The following is an 18,691-nucleotide window of genomic DNA, read 5'->3' as shown; positions in this document are numbered from 1 at the left end:
CGGCTGGGCTGGATGCTTCTAAACGGCGTGGGCACAGAAAAGGATGAGACAAAGGCAAAGGAATACTTTGAAAAGGCGGCGACAGTAGGAAATCCCTTCGCCTGTTACCAGCTCGCCAAGCTCATTCTTGCAGATGAAGCAGCGCCGCCGCAGGAGGTGGAAAAAGCCCTTGGTTATCTCCGGCAGGCGGTGGAGGCTGAAAATCCCTACGCCGCATATTTTCTCGGCAAACTCTATGAAACAGGGCAGCACGTCCCGCAGAACCCGGCCGAATCAGTACGGCTCTATACCCTGTCCGCAGAGCAGGATAATGACTTTGCCGCATACCGGCTCGGCAAGCTGTACCTTGGCGGCGAGGGCGTCCTCAAGGATGTGGAAGCCGCTATCCGCTGGCTGACCTTTGCCGCCGACCGAAAAAATCAATTTGCCGAATATGCCCTCGGCGTTCTCTATCTCAAGGGAGAAGATGTGCCAAAGAATGTGCCCAAGGCGTTGGAATACCTGAAACGATCCGCCGGTCAGGGCAACCAATTCGCAGCGTACCGGCAGGGCAAGGTTTACCTCATAGGAGAAGATGTGCCAAAGGACATTCCGGCTGCTCTGCAATTCCTGACGGCTGCCGCTGAACAGAGCAATCAATATGCGCAGTACACTCTCGGAAAACTGTATCTGATGGGAAAAGACGTTCCGAAAGACAAGGAGGCCGCCGTCCGCTGGTTTACCCTATCGGCGGCGCAGGGCAATGTTTACGCGCAGTTTTTTCTTGACCATATGGACGAGTTCAAAGACCCCTCCGTCCTGCTGGCGGGAACACGGCTCCTGCATCACATGAGCCGTGTGTTTGCAGATAACACCCCGCCCTTAAAACCGCCCGGACAGCGCACCGACCGCAAGCTCCTACGCAGGCTCCGGGAGAAAAAACAGGCGCAGGGCCATGCGCGGGACGACCACGAACAGACCATGTCACTTTAAAAACGATGGGAGGATCACCGTGAAAAAACAGAAAAAGAAAACCGGGCAACTGCCCGTCCTAAAAAATCTATATCCCAAGCAATGCCGTCCTGTCAAAAGGGCGGCATTTTTTCATCGAATCGGCAATCGCCACAGATAGGAGGTGCGCCCATGGGTGCCTATGTGTATTTTACGGACGAACAGAAATACCGTGCCAATAACGTGGATTTAGCGGACTTTCTCCAGCGGCGCGGCGAAAAGCTCCTGCCCAGCGGACGGGATAAGCGGCTGGCCTCTGACCACAGCATCACCGTCCGGGGGAATGAATGGTACGATCACTCCGCAGAGAGCGGCGGGTATGCCATTGATTTCGTGCGGAAGTTCTACGGCTGCTCTTATCCTGAAGCCGTGACCCTGCTTCTGGGCGGTGAGCAGGGCGAAAGCTATCGGCCCGCCTCGCAAAAGGAACCGGAGCCGAAAAAGCCCTTTGCGCTCCCACCGGCCAACACGGATATGCGCCGTGTTTATGCCTATCTGGTGAAAACCCGGCACATCGGACGGGAGGTGGTCAGCTTCTTTGCAAAACAAAAGCTCCTCTATGAGAGCTGCGAAAAATCTCAGGATGGGACAAAGGAATATCATAACGCGGTGTTTGTGGGTTTGGATGAAAACGGAGTTGCACGCCATGCCCACAAGCGCGGGATTTACACCTTGGGGCAGGCGTTCAAGGGGAATGTAGATAGCTGCGATCCCCGGCACAGCTTTCACTGGCTTGGAGAAAGCGAGCATCTGTATGTTTTTGAGGCGCCGGTAGATCTGCTGTCGTTCATCACCCTGCATCCGCAGGACTGGCAGCGGCACAGCTATGTGTCCCTCTGCGGCGTCGGCGGGCAGGCCATGCTGTGGATGCTGGAGCAGTACCCGCAGCTCCGGCAGGTCTCGCTATGTCTGGATAACGATGAGGCAGGCCGCAAGGCCAACGAGCGGCTGAAGAATCAGCTTGCGGAACAGGGGTATGAATCCGAACTGCTCATATCTCAGGGGAAGGACTGGAATGACGATTTAGCAGAAGCGGTGCAACAAAGGCAGAGCGGCTTTGAAATGCGAATGGCATAGAAAAGTGGAGCGGTCAAAATTGACTGCTCCACCAAAAGTCTTATACCGATATAGAATGGTAATGTGTGAGCTTCGTATTGTGTTCAAAACGCAACACATATTTCATTCGGTCTTTCCAAAGTGCCGTTTCCGGATGATAAGCAGTATTCTTGTAAGCAACATCATTGCAGGAAGCTCAATGAGCGGCTCAATCACCATAATTAAATGTATAAGCGGTTCATTTGGGAAAGCCATAAGTGCTACGCCAAGTGTCATTGGTGAGTTTTTTGCAAGGGTTGTCAGTGTCAGGCTGGCTGTGTCTTCATAGGAATAATGAAAAACCTTGCCAATTCCTTGCGCCAAAATAAAATTGATAATATAAAACAAAATGATTGGAACAAGTAATATTGCCACAACATTTAAGCTGGCTAAAAGATTTTTCCCCTTTGAGGCAAACATGGATAGAATCGCCATAGAAAGCAGCAGGGTCTGCAAGGCGCTGAACAAGCTAAAGATTCTTTCTTTTTTATCATAGTTTTGCATTTTGCTTAGTAGCCATTTTCCGATTTGTGCCAGTGAAAAGGGTAAGATTAGCATAATAGTCACACTGCTTATCACGCTCTGAATGTTAACGGTTCCTGATACTCCACCAAAAGTCAAAATATAAACGGGGAGCAGCACAACCTGAAGCACAAGATTGATCGGCAGCATTGTTGCTGATAACGGGACATTTCCCTTTACCACACCGGTAAATATGAGATACCAGTCCGTGCAGGGCGTAACCATCAACATGATAAATCCAATTTGCATAATAGGTGGATGAGATAGAAAAATTTTTCCTAAAAGCCACACCAGTATCGGCGTCCAAACAAAGTTAATTAAAATAGTTGTAATGGAAAACCGTACATTGGAAAACGCCTTGCGGTAATCTTTTAATGGAATATTCAAGAAAGCTCCGAATAACATGACGAACAGAAACGGAGTTATAAAGGTCTCTGCATGGTAGTGTAAATAGTTTTGTGTTTTCTGGTTCCAGGTTAATGCAAAATACAGATAAGCAACGAAAATCACTATGATGCAAAATTAATTCTACTCATAATTCTGTGGCTGTCAATAGTAAACGGCACACCTTGTATTAATTAGCGAAAAACTGTTCCAATTAGTCCAAATATTAAGAATATAAATGTTCCTATCTGCATTAAGTTTAGCAATTTACTTAGTTGTGGTTCAATTTCTTCCACACGCTTATCCCCATGCTTTTTAAGTAACTTTAAAAATACCGATAATACTATCAAGGAAAAAATTGCCGAAGATAAAGCAATTAACAATGAAACTTTTGCTAGTATGTTAATAATTAGCATCTCCCTTCTTTTCTTTCCTTATTGTATCTAGTTTTTGATGACAGTATTCTGACATAGTGAAGATTTATACGGCTAGCAATGATGAATTGATAGCCGTAATTATTTAGTTTATTCAACATCTAACAGAGATATCCTGCCGTCAAAATAGATGATGAGCTGCTCAAGTATCCTTGTCCAATCTCTCGGCCTACCGATCCATTTTTCAGTGATATCATTCATCGCCAAATACAGCATTTTAAACAGGGAATCGTCCGTCGGGAAGATTGTCTTGGATTTAGTGACTTTTCGCAGCTGGCGGTTGAAATTTTCTATAGAATTCGTGGTATAGATCAGACACCGGAGCTCAGGCGGGTATTTGAAATACGTGGATAGCTCTGCCCAGTTATTTCGCCATGAACTGATTGTACTCGGGTATTTTTTGCCCCATTTGTTCTCAAGTGAATCAAGCTGCTGCAGTGCAATATCTTCCGTGGTAGCCTGATAGACCAGCTTCAAATCAGCCATAAAAAGTTTGATGTCTTTGTAGGAGACAAAGCGGGTAGAATAACGGATTTGATGTACAATGCAGCGCTGGATTTCCGTATTAGGATAAACAGCATGGATAGCGTCATTAAAGCCGGTTAGACCATCAACAGAGGCGATCAGGATATCTTCCGTACCCCGGTTCCTGATTTCATTCAGAACGCCGATCCAGTATTTGGCGCTTTCATTTCCGCCAATCCACATTCCCATAACTTCCTTGGTGCCGTCTAGATTGATTCCAATGGCTATGTACACAGCTTTTTTTATGACCGCATTGTCCTGCCTGACATTGTAATGAACAGCGTCCATGAAGACGATGGCATACTTTCGTGAGAGCGGACGGTTCTGCCACTCCTTTGCAATAGGCAGGATTCGATCTGTCATCTTGGAAATCATGGATGGAGATACTTCGATGCCGTAAATGCTCTGTAGATGTTCGGTGATGTCCCTTGTTGTCATTCCTTTCGCATACATAGATAAAACCTGATCCTCAATGCTTGAGATATCCGTCTGATGCTTCTTGACGATCTGTGGCACAAATTCGCCATCACGGTCTCGTGGAATATCAAGATCAATGTCACCCATGGATGAAGTCACGGTTTTCTTGCTGTAACCATTCCTGCGGTTATCCGTTTCTTTGCTTTTGTAGTCATACTTTGAATAGCCAAGATCTTCTTCCAGTTCGGCTTCGAGCATCCCTTGCAGGGTATCGCCTAAGAGATCCTTCAGCATTGATTGTACACCTTCCGCATCCTCCGGCTTGTAGGTGGCCAGCAACTGATTGATCAGACTTCTGCGTTCCTCGGTTAGTTTTCTTTGTCTTGCCATAAAAAATCCCTCCAGATTAATATTTATTTTAACACTAACCTGGAAGGACGCCATTACTTTATTAGCACAAAATTATTTACAGTCTCCTCTGCATATTGTTCTATGATTGTAATTTGACTAAGTAATAGACCAAGTGGCATAGCCACGAAAATAATTAGTGTTTGGTATTTTTCAAGTTTCCTCATTTTCTCTCCTGATTGTAGATAATTAAGACTATGCAATTTTTCTGAGCTACTTGTTATATCAATTGCGAGCAATTAAACCACTCGACAAATAACCGTTTAGATCATTTATTCTTGTTGTTTATAATACCACAAAATATACCAACCTGAAAGGAGTTTCGCTATGGCGTCCCAAGTCTACATCCTAATCGCAGCGGCCGCCGTGATGTTTCTCGTCATCGGCGGCCTTTCTCTTTTGGCCCACTATTATACCCTCAATGGAATCAAGTCCCGCACGGTGGGCGACGGCCAGCATGGCACGGCGCGCTTTTCCACCAAGCAGGAAATCAAAAGCATCTACAAGCACATTCCCTTTCAGCCGGAGCTGTGGCGGAAGGGAGAAAGCCTCCCCGCTGTTTCGGAGCAAGGCATCATTCTCGGCAGCACAGGGGCAAAAAACAAGGTCACGGCGTTGGTGGATACCGACGACGTCCACTGTCTCATGATCGGCGCGTCTGGCGTAGGCAAAACAGCCTTTTTCCTGTACCCAAATCTGGAATATGCCTGCGCCAGCGGCATGAGTTTTTTGACAACCGATACCAAGGGGGACCTGTACCGCAACTATGGCGCCATTGCCCGTGACCATTACGGCTACCATGTGGCGGTCATCGACCTTCGAAATCCCACCCGCTCCGACGGCAACAATATGCTCCAGCTGGTCAATACCTACATGGATACCTACCTTGCCGACGAAAACAATCTTGTGGCAAAGGCCAAGGCGGAGAAATACGCCAAGATTATATCCAAAACCATCATTAACGCCAGCGGTGAGAACTACGGACAGAACCAGTTTTTCTACGATGCCGCCGAGGGGCTTCTGTCCTCCATTATTCTGCTGATAGCCGAATATCTGCCGCCCACCAAGGTGGATGGGAAAAAGGTGGACTGCCGCCACATCATCAGCGTGTTCAAGCTGGTGCAGGATTTGCTGGCCCCCAGCAAGGTAAAGGGCAAAAGCCAGTTCCAGCTCCTCATGGAAAAGCTGCCACCCGACCACAAGGCCCGTTGGTTTGCCGGAGCCGCCCTCAACTCCGCGGAGCAGGCCATGGCGTCGGTGCTGTCTACCGTGCTGTCCCGGCTCAACTCATTTATTGACAGTGAAATGGAACAGATACTCTGCTTTGATACAGCCATTGATGCGGAGAAATTCTGCAATGAACAATCCGCACTGTTTGTGGTCCTGCCCGAAGAAGATTTGACCAAATATTTCATGGTCAGCCTGATGATCCAACAGCTCTACCGGGAAATTCTTGCGGTGGCGGATGAAAACGGCGGCAAGCTGAAAAACCGCGTGATGTTTTACTGTGACGAGCTGGGGACACTCCCGACCATCGAATCGCTGGAGCTGATTTTTTCGGCCAGCCGCTCCCGCCGCCTTTCCATGATTCCCATTATCCAGTCCTTCGGACAGCTTGAAAAGAATTACGGCAAGGAGGGTTCGGAAATCATTGTGGACAACTGCCAGGACACCATCTTCGGCGGCTTTGCACCCAACAGCCAGACTGCCGAGGTGCTGAGTAAGGCGCTGGGCAGCCGCACCGTGATGAGCGGCAGTATAAGCCGGGGCAAAAATGATCCCAGTCAGTCCTTACAGATGATGGAGCGCCCTCTCATGACGCCGGATGAACTGAAATCCATCCCAAAAGGAAACTTCGTTGTTATGAAAACCGGCACACATCCCATGCGGACAAGACTGCGGCTGTTTTTGGATTGGGGCATCACCTTCGGGAAGCCTTACACGGTAGAGGAAAAGGCACACCGAAAGGTTATGTATGCCGATAAGCAGACGCTGGAGGAAAACATTGTTCGCAAGCACACGGCCGGCATGATAGTGGATGAGGAAGCTGGTGAAATCCTTGAACCGCTTACCGGTACCGGCGCACTCCACACACCTGTAGCGGAGCCGCCCGCAGAGGCACTAAAGCGGCGCAGCCATGTCAGAACGGAGTGATAACGAATGAGCTATTTTAACCACATTTATTCTGCTTCGCCCGATGAACTCCCTCATCGGGCGAGGACGGTTTATATTTACCTCCGCGACCGTGCGGGAAAGGGATCAGACTGCTGGCCCGCAGTCAAGACCATCGCGTCTGACTTGCAGCTCTCCCGCAGCACTGTCAAACGCGCCCTGCATGATTTGGTTCATGCTGGGCTCATTGAAAAGGAATCCCGCTATCGGGAGAACGGCAGCAATACCAGCAACCGGCTGATTTTGAAAAAATAGCCGGGCTGTAGCAAAGCAAAAATATGGATTTTCCGCCAAGGGGGTATTCCGCCTTTCCGCAGAACCCAGGTGCGGTTCATGATGGACCCACCAGAACCTCTCACTCTAAGAATATTTATAACAGAGAAAACAATTAACCAGACATTTTATAGATTCATCTGATTACCAGTCATATAGATCGTATCTCCATAGAATAATCATAATTACTATGTATAATTGTCAACAAAAAGCTGTTATAAATTATATTTTGTTATTTTCACATATCAAAAGTGGATTGAACAACACATTTATTAGGAGGACAAAATGAGCATATTTTCACATTCGTCGAGAGGACATCATTATAGAAACGGGAATCTTGGAAGTGGGTATTATCAACGGCGAGGTGTACTGGGACGCCTGTTTGGTGTGATCGGATCTGGGCACCATTCATGCCAATATAATACTTATTACCCACCACAAAACAACGATCCACAGGGAAATATACCCGCACCAAATTTGCCCACCATGATCTGCGGAAAATGCAATTTGAAGATACCTTCAGGTTCAAAGTTTTGCCCAGAGTGCGGTGAAATAATAAAAGCTGATTGGTGTTGTATAAATTGCGGTACCAGGCTACAGCCAAACTCCAAATTCTGTATGCACTGCGGAACCAAAGTAAACGGTTGACCTATGCTGTGGATAAATCACTTTAGATACTCAGGCAGAAAATTTGGAGGCTATACAATAGAAAAGGTGGCGGGTGAGGGTAGATATGGCATTTGCCTTAATGCACATTCTGACTGCGGTTCGAGAGTAGTTATCAAGCGGTTCAAATCAGCCTTCATTAAAAGAGATAACGAAAGAACGTCTGTTGAAGCGGATCTTCTGTCAAAGATCGATCATTATTCTATTCCTAAGCTTTTGGGAGTCATTAATGAAAACGGGTTCTACGGACTCATATTGGAAGAAAAACAGGGAGATACTGTAGAGTCGAAACTTTTTAAACACAGGTATCAATTTTCAAACAAAGAAATTTTCGAGATAGTTTCTCAGCTGGTCAATATTATTTGGTATCTGCATGGTAAAGGTATTATTCATGGGGACATACGACCACCAAACGTAATAATTAATAATGGTGTTATCTATCTTATTGATTTTGGCCTGTCAAGGTGGGTGGACTATAATCGCTATACATTTGATATTGATTTTTCATATTTAGGCGATTTTATCCTTCATTTGCTTTATTCATCTTTTGAGCCTAAGAAATATAAAAAGCTTGCCTGGTATAATGAATTAGATATTTTGCCTGAACAAAAACTCCTTCTCAAAAGGCTGCTACGGCTTGAAGAACCTTATGAAAATATAAGAGAAGTTTCCGCTGATTTTTACCGGGTATTTGGTTCTTAAGAGATTTAATTGTATTGTGATAACCAAAGAACATATAATAAGCCCTGCAACGGAGAAGTGTGTTTGTCGTTGCCTACCTTTTTGCAAAGTGCTTGCGGTATTCCAAGGGGAGCATCTGATAGGTCTCCTTAAATGCGGCGGAGAACTTGCTCTGGCTATTGAAACCTACTGATTTTGAAATCTGCGAAACGCTGTCGGCAGTCTCTCGCAACAATTCTGCTGCCCGTTCCATACGGTGCTCTTTGATATGGGAGGCCAGCGATTTACTGTAGACTTCCTTAAAGATTGCTTTTAGGGTTGTCGGATTCATTAAAAAGCGCTTAGCAAGCTCATCAATAGTGATGCGCTGCTCTAAGTGCTGTAACACATATTCGTGTAGCTCACGAACTGTTTCTACTTGTTCCTGAGAGCACTGGGACAATCTTTGTTGTGGCTCACCGCAGGCATGACCTGCTGTTTCCAGTTCGGGGCAGGATATTTCCATGGTTCCCTCAATTGTCTTATGCAGCAATCGGCTTTGCTCGGTATCTGCCGCTTTATAATATACCTCCTTGCCATCTCGTCGGCTGAAAATCAGACCGCCCGATTTCAGCTGGCGCAGATGATGAGAAACGGCAGGACTTGTCATATTCACCATGACGGACAGATTAATCACACATTCCTCACAGTGACATAAAATCCAGAAAATACGAACTCTACTGGGATCGTCCAACAGCTTAAATAGATTTGCCACAATTTGAAAATTTTCTGTGTTATTTAGTTTTTCGCACATATACTTCTCAACATGATGCTTTCCATGCTGGTGTGGCAGTGTAGTCTCGTTCATTTTCTATAACCTCCTCAGAATAATATCCATTTTGGAAATGCTTTTACCCCGTTCAGAAGTTCAGCTTTCGGATATGTTGACATGTGTTGTTTTACTTATTATACTATGACCATGACGATTAAACAAGTGCTTAATTGTTAAATACTTATAAAAAACGAAAGGAGCTTTTTTATGAAAAAGACTTACAAAATTGAAGTTGATTGCGCTAACTGCGCGAATTTAATGGAGGACGCTGCCCGCAAGACCTCAGGTGTATCCGCCGCCACGGTGAACTTTATGACCCAAAAGATGATTGTCGAGTTTGCCGATGGTCAGGAACCAGCGTCTGTTATGAAAGACGTACTCAAGGCTTGTAAGAAGGTGGAGCCCGACTGCGAAATCGAACTTTAACCATAACGCTGCGCCCCAGATGCAAGAGCAGACGGGGCGCAACTTTTGGGGAATAAATGAAACGTATAAGCAGATATTAAGTTCTGCGGGAGAATACATGAACAGGAGGAGATAAAATGAGCAAGAAGCAGAAAATCATGCTGGCGCGCATCCTTGTTTCCGCAGCCATGCTGACGGGGCTTGCTTTTGCGCCGGTTTCAAGTCTGCCGCGCATGGTGCTGTATCTTATTGCCTATTTGGTAATTGGATATGACATCTTAAAAAAAGCGGGAAAGGGGATCCTGAACGGTCAGGTTTTTGATGAAAACTTTCTGATGACGATTGCAACGCTGGGTGCCATTGCGCTGGCGACCTATGACAGAAGCGGGGACTACAGCGAGGCCATTGCGGTCATGTTATTTTATCAGGTAGGTGAACTGTTTCAAAGCTACGCGGTAGGTAAGAGCCGTCGGAATATCAGCGCCCTGATGGATATCCGTCCCGACTATGCAAACATCGAAAGGGACGGTCAGCTGGTGCGCGTCGATCCAGATGAAGTCACCATTGGCAGCACCATCGTCGTTCAGCCGGGAGAAAAAATTCCTTTGGACGGAATAATTGTTGAGGGCACTTCCGCGCTGAACACCAGCGCCCTCACTGGGGAAAGCCTCCCTCGTGACGCAAAAGCCGGTGACGAGGTCATTAGCGGCTGCATCAATATGACAGGCGTTTTAAAGATTAAAACAGCCAAGGAATTCGGTGAATCCACCGTATCCAAGATCCTCGAACTGGTGGAGAACGCCAGCTCCCGCAAATCCAAGTCCGAAAACTTCATCTCAAAATTTGCCCGCATTTATACGCCTGTGGTTTGCATCGTTGCGGTATTACTGGCAGTGGTTCCGCCCGTTATCAATATCACTGCCGGTAACCCTGCACTTTGGGAAATCTGGATTTATCGTGCACTGACTTTCCTTATTATCAGCTGCCCCTGCGCATTGGTGGTTAGCATTCCTCTCAGCTTCTTCGCCGGTATTGGCGGTGCCAGCAAGGTCGGCGTGCTGATTAAAGGCTCCAATTATATGGAAACCCTGGCTAAGACCAAGGTGGTTGTGTTCGATAAGACCGGCACACTGACCAAAGGCGTGTTTGAGGTCAATGGCATCCATCACAATGCGATGGAGAACGAAAAACTGTTGGAGTACGCTGCTCTTGCAGAATGCGCCTCCTCCCACCCCATCAGCAAAAGCTTACAGAGCGCTTATGGCAAAGAGGTTGATCGCAGCCGCGTGACGGATATTGAGGAGATCAGTGGTCATGGCGTCGTGGCCAAGGTAGATGGAACCACCGTTGCGGCTGGCAACAGCAAGCTGATGAAAAAGCTGGGCATCGAATACAAGGATTGTCACAGTGTTGGAACTATCATTCACCTTGCAATTGATGGCGCTTATGCAGGGCACATTGTAATTTCCGATGTGGAGAAGCCTACCTCACGTCAGGCAATCGCGCAGCTCAAAAAGGCGGGCGTGGAAAAAACCGTCATGCTTACAGGTGATGCAAAAGCCGTTGCGGATAAGGTCGGAACCGATTTGGGTGTGGATGAAATCCATAGCGAATTGCTTCCCGGCGATAAGGTCAGTGAAGTGGAAAAACTGTTGAACGCTCATGCCGGAAAAGGCAAGCTTGCTTTTGTGGGCGACGGCATCAATGATGCGCCGGTTCTTTCTCGGGCGGATATCGGCATTGCCATGGGTGCGTTGGGCAGCGATGCGGCGATTGAGGCTGCCGATGTGGTGCTAATGGACGATGATCCCATGAAAATTGCCAAGGGAATCAAACTTTCCCGCAAGTGCATCTCCATTGTGTATCAGAACATTGTATTTGCGCTGCTGGTTAAGGCGATATTCCTGGTGCTCGGTGCGACAGGCATCACAAATATGTGGGGTGCTATTTTTGCGGATGTCGGTGTGACCGTGTTAGCGGTACTCAACGCAATCCGTGCGCTGCGTGTACGCAATATTTAAATTAATCGGGCGCAGACGATTTCCGTCTGCGCCCATCTAAAAAGGAGCAATATGATTGAACAGAGACAGGAGTTGAACCGTGTCGCAGGATATTTCAAAGTACTGTCTGACTGCTCCCGCATTCGGATATTGACCGTTCTTTTAGACAACGAGTACTGCGTCAACGATCTGGCAGCCTGCCTGAGCATGTCAAAATCCGCAGTCTCCCATCAATTGAGAATCCTTCGGTCTGAGTGCCTTGTTAAATCGCGTAGGGCTGGAAAGCAGGTCTTTTATTCTATATCAGACATATATGTTCAAGAAACGCTTACCGCTGGGGAGGATCATGTTCTCAGGTACTTCGGAGGTGGAGGAAATCAGAATGAATAACGCAAAACGGATTTTACTGATAGATGACGAATTGAAAATTACACGTGTTTTGGCGGCCTATTTGGCAAAGGAGGGTTATCAGACAGCAGTTGCCCATGATGGAAACCAAGCTTCTCGGCTACTCCAGACCCAACCCTTTGATTTAATCCTTTTGGATCTGATGCTTCCCGATATTTCCGGCGAAACACTCTGTAGCACCATCCGCGCGCACTATCGCACCCCCGTTATTATGCTAACAGCCAAAAGTGATGAATCTGACATCCTAAATGGTCTGCAAATTGGGGCTGACGACTATATCACAAAGCCTTTTAGTCCGCGCGTTGTGGTGGCAAAGGTCAAGGTGGTTCTGCGCCGGGCGCAGAGCGATCATTTGGTCAGTGCGCCAGTATCCTACGGTAACGGATTCCTTCAAATTGATTTTCAAAATAAAATCGTGAAACGGAAGGGCGAGACAATTCATCTCACCCCCACCGAATATCAACTCCTTTCCGTTATGGCAAAAGCGCCTCACCGTATTTTTTCACGGGCACAACTCATCAGCTTTGCACTCAAAGATGACTACGACGGTTATGATCGCAGTGTGGATACATATATCAAAAGTTTGCGGAGCAAAATCGAACCCGACCGGAGAAAACCAATTTTCATCACCACAGTGCATGGCTTCGGATATCAATTTTTAGGGCAAGATGATTCGGGGGAATGCTGATGCGTAAGCTTCGCACACAACTGACTATTGTATTTACCGTATTGCTGACTGTGGCACTGGGGCTTTTTGCTTTGCTTTTCAATGGCACTTTAGATAAACTCTTTGAGGGCTATGCCAAAGAACAGCGGAACAATCAAATTCAGCAGATTCAAAAGCAGATCAACGAACAGTACGATCCGCTGTGGGGTTACACTATCTCAGGACTGGAGGTAATTGGGAACGCAGCACTTCAAAATGGGTTGATTGTCCATGTGCGGACATTGGGCGGAGAACTTGATTGGGATATTTCCGTTCATAAAACGCAGGAATGCCAGCTTGTTTTGCAGCATGCGGAAGAAAATATGCACAGCCGTTATCCGGCTTTTAACGGCTCATATATTGAACAGGATTATGACTTACTGTATGACGGAAAACAGGTTGGGTATCTGACAGTTGGTTATTATGGCCCATATGCGCTTAACGATGCTGAATTAAACCTGATCAACAGCCTGAATCGTGTTCTTCTGTTATTAGGTATTGCGTTAGCCGGAATTGCGGGATTCCTTGTATTGTTACTGTCCCGCTACTTTACCCGTCCGATTTCAGATGTTGTTGGTGCTACAGCAAAGATTGCCAGAGGGGAATATGGCCAGATAATCCGCACTCAACCAAAAACACAGGAACTAGCCTCTCTTGTTAACTCGGTCAACGAAATGTCGGAAACGCTTAAGCTGCGGGATGAGCAGAAACGCCGGATGACGGCGGATATTGCGCATGAACTCCGCACGCCCTTGAGCAACCTGCAAAGCCATGCTGAGGCAGTCATAGATGACGTATGGGAGCCGACCCCGGAACTGTTCCAAAGCATTCACGAAGAAATTCTCCGCCTTACCCGCATCGTCTCCCAGCTTCGTGAGCTGAATGAACTGGAAAGCGAACAGCTGCAGCTTGATAAAGAAAGTATAGAAGTTTCTGAGTTGTTTGAGAGTATTTGCTCTGATTTTTGCGTACGGTTTCAGAACAAGGACGTCCTGTTGCTTCGCACTCTCTCCGACGGAGCAACTACTCTTTGGGGAGATAGAGACAAGATCAAGCAGTGCATGGTGAATCTTGTATCCAATGCCTTGCGTGCAACTCCACAGGGCGGACATGTTACGCTTGTTTGTGAACGGATGCAGGGGCAGACTTGCCTCTCGGTCACCGATACAGGCATTGGTATGGAACAAAAAGATCTGGATCAAATGTTTGAACGTTTCTATCGTGCTGACCCATCCAGAAGCAAAAATACCGGTGGCATGGGGATTGGGCTTGCCATCACTAAGGCAATTGTGGAAGCGCATGGCGGGCAGATTTCAGCTCATAGTGCTCTTGGTATCGGAACGACTGTAACCATGTCTTTCCCAAATGATATGGCATCTAATCTTTAAGCAAAGGGGATAAAAATGAAATACGGCGCATTGCAAAGAGGAATATGGATGGTGTTCAAGGGCAGTTTCAAACGGCAGTTGACGGAAACACTTCGTGAACCCTTCCCGGCAAAGGTAATAAAAAAAGCACAAAGAGATTATCGGGCAATTTTATCCGGAGTGGACGACTTTGACCCGGACGATGGATTTGTCATTAATATATTAAGCTGTGCAATGCTCTCAGCAATACTGCGGAGTGTCGAAAACTCCTATGAAGTTTCCGAAATTCAGGCATATTATGAAGCGGCGATGAACATACCTGTTACGCGCTTCTTTGTTAGACATAGCCGAGTCTATACTGCGAAAGGGCAGGCAGCGATGAAAAAACGCGCTGAGAGAAGTCAGGAGATTACAAACCCCTATTCGTGGAAGTTTACTTACGCACCAGGTGGAACCGTAAACCAGTATACCGCCATTTTCTCCACCTGTGGTATCTGTCCTTAATGCAAGAGCTGGAACTTTTTCAATATGTTCCTGCTTTGTGCGCATTTGATTATGCGATGAACGCAATAGATCATACAGAATTTTCCCGGAAGTACACGTTAGCTTCAGGGGGCTCCTACTGCGACTGCCATTATTCGCACCGAGATCCCAAGAATTCAAATTGAGTTCACAGTCTTTCGCTCCATCTCCACAAAATCCCCATATTTATAGGTTATGCTTTTGTAAGCGGAAAAGCCAACTGGAAGGTTTAGGGCTTAACTAAATTGCTGCATCCCTGATGCGTTTTCGTATCAGGGATTTTTCAAGGCAGTTGGCTGTTGCCGTTTTGTTACTTTTATGTGGAGGTTGGAACGATGCGGATTCCCAATTTTCTCAAAAACGCTTCCCTGTGGTTCAAGTCGTTAGTACCTGTTTCTACACGGCCTTCTTTATTTAAACAATTTATGGAAATGAAGGAAGCGTTACGCCATGGGGCGCTGCCTTTGCTTCTCACCACATCTATGATTGCGGTACTTTTTACGGTGCTTTTATTTTTCTATACGCCTGCCTATGCGGTCAATCTGGAGGGACAGACTCTGGGCATCGTAGCAGATACCTCCGTTTATGAACAAGCCAGCGCATCCGCACAGGAGGCACTAGTCAGAGTGCTTGGAGCCTCGTCCGAAGAATTTGATGTCGCCGAGTTGTCCATGACAATTGCGGACAAAGACAAGCTTGCCACTTCGGACGAACTGGCAGATTCCATGCTGGAACAGGTAGATGAGCTACAGCGCGGATATATTTTATATATCGATGAGGATGCGGTCGGTTTCTCCGCTTCGCAGGAAACACTGCAAGCGCTGCTGGATGAAATGAAAGCGCCCTATCAGACCGAGAACACCATAAGCGCTACATTTTCTGGAGCGGTTTCCATTCGCTATGGTTATACGGCGCTATCCACCCCCTCTGACCCGGACACCGTGCGCGCAAAGCTGACAGCGAATCGTGAGGAAGCAGCAACCTATACGGTTGTCCAGGGGGACACCTTCTCCGAGATTGCGGAGCGATTTGCCCTTTGGCAAAATGAGCTGCGCGACCTGAACCCGTCGGTGACTCCAGACAAGCTGTTCATTGGTGAGGTGCTTATCGTCAAGCAGGCAGTGCCGGTACTCTCAGTGATTACCGTGGAAAATTCCATTTATGAGGAGGAAATTCCGGCGCCTATCGAATATGTCGATGATAATACGCTTTACATCGGTGACTCCCGTGTCGTAAAATCGGGTTCTGCCGGTATTGCAAGTGTTGAGGCCGAGATCACTTACCAGAACGGCGTTGAAAAAACGCGCAGTATCCTTAGCACTACCACAAAGGTTGAAGCAACCACAAGGGTTGTTGCACGCGGAACGCAGAAGCCGCCCAAAACCGCTTCGAAAGGAACCTATATTTGGCCGGTTAACGGAAAAGTCACTTCCACCACGGGTAAGCGAACGCTCCTCGGCAGTACCGGCTATCACAGCGGTTTGGATATTGCTGTTCCTTATGGAACGGAAGTAAAGGCTGCCGACGGAGGCACTGTCACCTTCTCTGGCTGGAAAGGCAACTATGGGAATCTGGTTATTATTACGCATGATAACGGAACACAGACCTACTATGCGCACAACGCTGAACTTCTGGTATCTAAAGGTGACAAGGTTTATCAGGGACAGGCCGTTGCCAAAGCAGGTTCTACCGGTCGCTCCACCGGAAGTCACTGCCATTTTGAGGTGCGCGTAAACGGAAAGACCATGAATCCATATGACTACCTGTAGGGGGAAACAATTTGACTGTCTTAGAACTCAACATTTTGGACTGGCTTCAGTCAAGTATGCGGACGCCTGTTGGCGACGCGCTGATGCCGGTTATCACAGCATTTGCAGATAAGGGAATCGGATGGATCCTTCTTACCTTCGCATTTCTTCTCCGCTTTCGAACCAGAAGAATTGGGATTACATTGTTGCTGGCAATCTGTATTGAGATCTTGCTGTGCAATATCCTCTTAAAGCCATTGGTGGCGCGGCAGCGGCCGTTTATATTGAATCCAGCGTTTCAACTGTTGATTGCAGCCCCACAGGACTATTCATTCCCTTCAGGTCACGCGGCTGTTTCGTTTGCCTGTGCATCCGTTCTTTGGATTTATAGAAGCCATTGGCGCTTTCCGGCCGCTGTTCTTGCGTTTATCATTGCCTTTTCAAGGCTGTACTTATATGTGCATTTTCCGACAGATGTGCTGGTAGGCGCAATGATTGGGGTAATGGCGGGAGTAATCTCGTGCCGAATTCTCAGCCAATTTAAGATTAACAATCTATGCCGCTGACCGCATTTGGGGCGTTTAGCTGGATTTAAAGGTACTTGGAGGTGTGAGGCAATCAAGAAAAATCTAATTATATTTTTGGCAACTTTATTTGCTTTTGTACCAATACGTGCTTTCGCCGCTACGACAGAAACCGTCTCCGAAAACACACCACAGATTCAGTCAGAAACCGCAGTTTTAATGGATGCATTGACGGGACAAATTCTATATCAGAAAGGTATGAGAGCCAAGATGTATCCGGCAAGTATTACAAAAATTATGACAGGTATGCTGGCACTCAAAAACGCTGAATTGGCAGATGTTATAACGATGTCCTCCGATGCGGTATTCTCAATTGACAGAGATTCATCTCATGTAGCACTGGATGTGGATGAGCAAATCACGTTGGAGCAGGCCATGTACGCACTTTCAATTGAATCCGCTAATGACGCCGCAAATGGAATTGCGGAGCTCGTCGGAGGCTCCATGGAAAACTTTGTGGCTATGATGAATGTTGCTGCGAAGGAGATAGGTGCGGAAAACACTCAATTTGCCAACGCCCATGGACTGTTTAAAGAAGATCATTATACGACCGCCTATGACATGGCAAAGATAACGGCAGAAGCAATTAAGGTTCCTGGATTCACCGATGTTTTCAGCGCCACATATTTCGAGATTCCCCCGACCAACAAACAGCCGGACACCAGATACTTTGGAAATAGAAATAAGCTGCTGAACGGAGAAATGCCTTATGAAGGAATCATAATGAGCAAGACGGGATGGACTTCAGAGTCACAACACACCTTGGTTACCGCAGCAAAACGGGGCGAGACCACCTTGATTGTGGTTGTCATGAAATCTTCCACAAGTAATGATAAATGGGATGACACTGTACAACTGCTGGACTATGGGTTTTCACAGTTTTATCGTACAGAAATATCCATATCACAGCTGGCATCTCAACTGGATTTAGGAACTAAGAGTGAAATTTCCGAGCCGAATATGGTTTCACTGCTGCTGCCAAGTGGAAAAAATCTCAGCGATTTAGCCGTTCACCTTGATGGAAGTGCTTCACAGGCAGTCGAGTCAGCAATCACAGTCCCCCTCTGTCTACAGAGCAACGATTCAACCGGTTCGGAGGATGACCTATTGGAAACCCAAGTGACCATTTCCCCTATTGCGGCCTCAGAACAAGGTACAAGCGAATCAGATGAAGGGAATGATGTTTCAACCGAAGCTGCAAAGAATCATGCATTTCCTATTATATTAATTATTCCGCTGATTGTTTTTGTCGTGGCTACGATCATAGGCATTCTGCGCCTACGCGCAAACCACCTTCGTCGAAAGCGCCGCAGACGAAAAAGGAACAGACAAACGAAGTCGTACAGAAATGCGGATCAATGGAAGTGGTGAAACTTTATCTGTATTTTTTGAAGTACACATCATTTCACCACATATAAATAATAGAATACTATATACTCCCCAGATAGATTCGGTTTGGCATTTAAATGATCCGTATACGACCGCATCTCTGGGTTTATATAGAGGCAGGGGCAACGCTGTTTTCGGTAAAATGAAAGTATCGCAAAAGGTCTCGAAAAAGTTAGCACCCCAA

At 46.9% G+C, this 18,691-nt stretch carries 18 protein-coding genes and 1 pseudogene; 16 read left to right on the top strand and 3 right to left on the bottom strand.

Annotated features, from left to right (window positions below):
• Both RT018_RS11640 and RT018_RS11635 read left to right on the top strand, forming a co-directional pair.
• Positions 1-972: pseudogene (locus RT018_RS11640) on the top strand (SEL1-like repeat protein); the annotation flags it as partial.
• 150 nt (positions 973-1,122) lie between these two features.
• The gene (locus RT018_RS11635; protein WP_312942159.1) at positions 1,123-2,067 is read left to right on the top strand and encodes a DUF3991 and toprim domain-containing protein; all 945 of its coding nucleotides are present in this window, start codon (positions 1,123-1,125) and stop codon (positions 2,065-2,067) included.
• Between the two features lie 102 nt (positions 2,068-2,169).
• Here RT018_RS11635 and RT018_RS11630 read toward each other — a convergent pair whose 3' ends face one another.
• Together RT018_RS11630 and RT018_RS11625 are read right to left on the bottom strand one after the other, a co-directional pair.
• Entirely contained in the window at positions 2,170-3,117 is a 948-nt protein-coding gene (locus RT018_RS11630; RefSeq protein ID WP_312942158.1) for a bile acid:sodium symporter, read from the bottom strand.
• Positions 3,118-3,515: 398 nt separating this feature from the next.
• Complete coding sequence (locus tag RT018_RS11625; RefSeq protein ID WP_312942155.1) at positions 3,516-4,757, bottom strand: IS256 family transposase; 1,242 nt, start codon at positions 4,755-4,757, stop codon at positions 3,516-3,518.
• A gap of 345 nt (positions 4,758-5,102) precedes the next feature.
• Between RT018_RS11625 and RT018_RS11620 the strand changes: the two genes are divergently transcribed.
• From RT018_RS11620 to RT018_RS11605, 4 genes are all read left to right on the top strand, one after another.
• Positions 5,103-6,929, top strand: a complete 1,827-nt coding sequence (locus tag RT018_RS11620; RefSeq protein WP_312942153.1) for a VirD4-like conjugal transfer protein, CD1115 family — start codon at positions 5,103-5,105, stop codon at positions 6,927-6,929.
• 6 nt (positions 6,930-6,935) lie between these two features.
• A complete protein-coding gene (locus RT018_RS11615; protein WP_054344970.1) occupies positions 6,936-7,202 on the top strand; it encodes a helix-turn-helix domain-containing protein in 267 nt (88 codons plus the stop codon).
• Between the two features lie 303 nt (positions 7,203-7,505).
• On the top strand, positions 7,506-7,868 hold the full coding sequence (locus RT018_RS11610; RefSeq protein ID WP_312942148.1) for a zinc ribbon domain-containing protein: 363 nt from the start codon (positions 7,506-7,508) through the stop codon (positions 7,866-7,868).
• 3 nt (positions 7,869-7,871) lie between these two features.
• Positions 7,872-8,588 (top strand): protein kinase family protein, encoded by a 717-nt coding sequence (locus RT018_RS11605; RefSeq protein WP_312942145.1) that lies wholly within the window; start codon positions 7,872-7,874, stop codon positions 8,586-8,588.
• A 73-nt stretch (positions 8,589-8,661) separates the two neighbouring features.
• On the opposite strand, the gene RT018_RS15865 is transcribed toward RT018_RS11605, so the two are convergent.
• Positions 8,662-9,414 (bottom strand): metalloregulator ArsR/SmtB family transcription factor, encoded by a 753-nt coding sequence (locus RT018_RS15865; RefSeq protein ID WP_397360223.1) that lies wholly within the window; start codon positions 9,412-9,414, stop codon positions 8,662-8,664.
• Positions 9,415-9,585: 171 nt separating this feature from the next.
• Here RT018_RS15865 and RT018_RS11590 point away from each other — a divergent pair, with 171 nt between their 5' ends.
• The 10 genes from RT018_RS11590 to RT018_RS11555 all read left to right on the top strand — a co-directional run bounded on the left by RT018_RS11590 (position 9,586) and on the right by RT018_RS11555 (position 18,489).
• The gene (locus RT018_RS11590; RefSeq protein WP_312942143.1) at positions 9,586-9,804 is read left to right on the top strand and encodes a cation transporter; all 219 of its coding nucleotides are present in this window, start codon (positions 9,586-9,588) and stop codon (positions 9,802-9,804) included.
• Between the two features lie 116 nt (positions 9,805-9,920).
• Complete coding sequence (locus tag RT018_RS11585) at positions 9,921-11,804, top strand: heavy metal translocating P-type ATPase (protein WP_312942142.1); 1,884 nt, start codon at positions 9,921-9,923, stop codon at positions 11,802-11,804.
• A 51-nt stretch (positions 11,805-11,855) separates the two neighbouring features.
• Positions 11,856-12,173: an ArsR/SmtB family transcription factor gene (locus tag RT018_RS15860; protein ID WP_397360220.1), complete on the top strand. Its 318-nt coding sequence runs from the start codon at positions 11,856-11,858 to the stop codon at positions 12,171-12,173.
• Positions 12,166-12,879 carry a response regulator transcription factor gene (locus RT018_RS11580; protein ID WP_312942140.1) on the top strand — a complete coding sequence of 238 codons (714 nt, stop codon included), beginning with the start codon at positions 12,166-12,168 and terminating at the stop codon, positions 12,877-12,879. Before RT018_RS15860 ends, RT018_RS11580 begins: the two co-directional genes overlap by 8 nt.
• Positions 12,879-14,285 (top strand): ATP-binding protein, encoded by a 1,407-nt coding sequence (locus RT018_RS11575; RefSeq protein WP_312942138.1) that lies wholly within the window; start codon positions 12,879-12,881, stop codon positions 14,283-14,285. Before RT018_RS11580 ends, RT018_RS11575 begins: the two co-directional genes overlap by 1 nt.
• Positions 14,286-14,300: 15 nt before the next feature.
• Positions 14,301-14,768, top strand: coding sequence for an L-2-amino-thiazoline-4-carboxylic acid hydrolase (locus tag RT018_RS11570; protein ID WP_312942136.1), 468 nt, complete (start codon positions 14,301-14,303; stop codon positions 14,766-14,768).
• Complete coding sequence (locus RT018_RS15855) at positions 14,768-14,932, top strand: L-2-amino-thiazoline-4-carboxylic acid hydrolase (RefSeq protein ID WP_397360217.1); 165 nt, start codon at positions 14,768-14,770, stop codon at positions 14,930-14,932. Before RT018_RS11570 ends, RT018_RS15855 begins: the two co-directional genes overlap by 1 nt.
• Positions 14,933-15,121: 189 nt before the next feature.
• Positions 15,122-16,555, top strand: a complete 1,434-nt coding sequence (locus RT018_RS11565; protein ID WP_312942133.1) for a M23 family metallopeptidase — start codon at positions 15,122-15,124, stop codon at positions 16,553-16,555.
• Between the two features lie 11 nt (positions 16,556-16,566).
• Positions 16,567-17,100, top strand: a complete 534-nt coding sequence (locus RT018_RS11560) for a phosphatase PAP2 family protein (protein WP_312942130.1) — start codon at positions 16,567-16,569, stop codon at positions 17,098-17,100.
• Positions 17,101-17,175: 75 nt separating this feature from the next.
• The gene (locus RT018_RS11555) at positions 17,176-18,489 is read left to right on the top strand and encodes a D-alanyl-D-alanine carboxypeptidase family protein (RefSeq protein WP_312942128.1); all 1,314 of its coding nucleotides are present in this window, start codon (positions 17,176-17,178) and stop codon (positions 18,487-18,489) included.
• Positions 18,490-18,691: the final 202 nt, after the last annotated feature.

The sequence above is a fragment of the Oscillibacter sp. genome, from assembly GCF_032060045.1.
Taxonomy (GTDB): Bacteria; Bacillota; Clostridia; order Oscillospirales; family Oscillospiraceae; genus Oscillibacter.
This window is presented reverse-complemented; position numbering and strand designations above follow the sequence as displayed.